The organism is Kitasatospora sp. NPDC048296, assembly GCF_043201815.1.
Taxonomy (GTDB): Bacteria; Actinomycetota; Actinomycetes; order Streptomycetales; family Streptomycetaceae; genus Kitasatospora.
In genome coordinates this window covers 1-1,055 of the sequence record NZ_JBICZB010000236.1, presented here as the reverse complement: position 1 = coordinate 1,055, position 1,055 = coordinate 1, and the positions used below count along the sequence as shown (strand labels likewise).

The 1,055-nt window shown below is 69.4% G+C and carries 1 protein-coding gene; it reads right to left on the bottom strand.

From position 1 onward, the window contains the following. Positions 1 to 978 (bottom strand): AMP-binding protein (locus tag ACGF12_RS38715; RefSeq protein ID WP_393041406.1); only part of this gene is annotated, 978 nt, incomplete at its 3' end. Positions 979 to 1,055: the final 77 nt, after the last annotated feature.

The window sequence follows — 1,055 nt, the reverse complement described above, 5'->3', positions numbered from 1 at the left end:
GAAGGCGAGCGGAACGGTGTGCAGGGAGGTGTATCCGGGGCCCGACGACAGATAGGCCTGCCGATGCGCCAGCCGGACGACGTTGCGATGGGTGATGCCGACGCACTTCGGGACTCCGGTCGAACCCGAGGTGAAGGTCACGAACGCGAGCGAGTCCGGGTGTGCGGCGGTCGTGAACGCGTCGGCGGATTCCGCGGCGAGCGCGGCCTGTACCGCGGGGTCGTCGAGGACGACGACCGTACGGCCCTGCGCCGCCGCGCCGATCCCGGCCATCGCCTCGGCCGTGGCCACAATGACTTCGGCCCTGCTGTCGCCGACCAGCAGCCGGTTGCGCTCCGGCGGCGCGATCGGATCGAGCGCCAGGTACGCGCCACCGGCCTTGAGTACCGCGAGCAGCGCCGTGATGAGGCCGGCCGACCGGGGGACCGCGATCCCGACGACGGTGTCGGTCCGCACGCCGTGCGCGCGCAGCACTCGTGCCAACCGGTTGGAGCTGTCATCGAGTTCCGCATAGGTCATGGTCCGGTCCACACCGACGACGGCCGTCGAGCCGGACGCGGTGGGCAGAATCGCGGCGAAGAGCTCGGGCACGGTCGCCTCGACGGTGGTGCCGAGGGTTTCGAGACCCCAATCGAGCAGTTCCTGACGATCGGCGGCGGAGAGGACCTCGATCTCGCCGATGCGGGCCTCGGGCCGCTCGGCCATCTGCTGGAGTATCAGCTCATAGGTCGCCAGCACGCGTTCCGCGTCGGCCTCGCTCAGCCGTGAGGGCTCGTATGTCATGTGGAGCAGCAGTTCGTCACCGGCCACCACGCTGAGGTCCAGCGGGAAGCCGGTCTGCTCGTAACTCCGGACGACCCGCAGATCGAGCCCGGCGGCCTGCGACTCGGTGTCCTGGTGCAGATCGATGAACTGGAAGAGGTTCTCGAACAGCGGCGTCCCGCTCGGTACCGAGGTGTGCCGTCGGATACGGGCGATGCCGATGTGCTCGGCCTTGCGTATCCCGTTCAGGGAGGAGTGAAGCGCCGTGAGCCAGTCCGCGACGACCGCGTCGG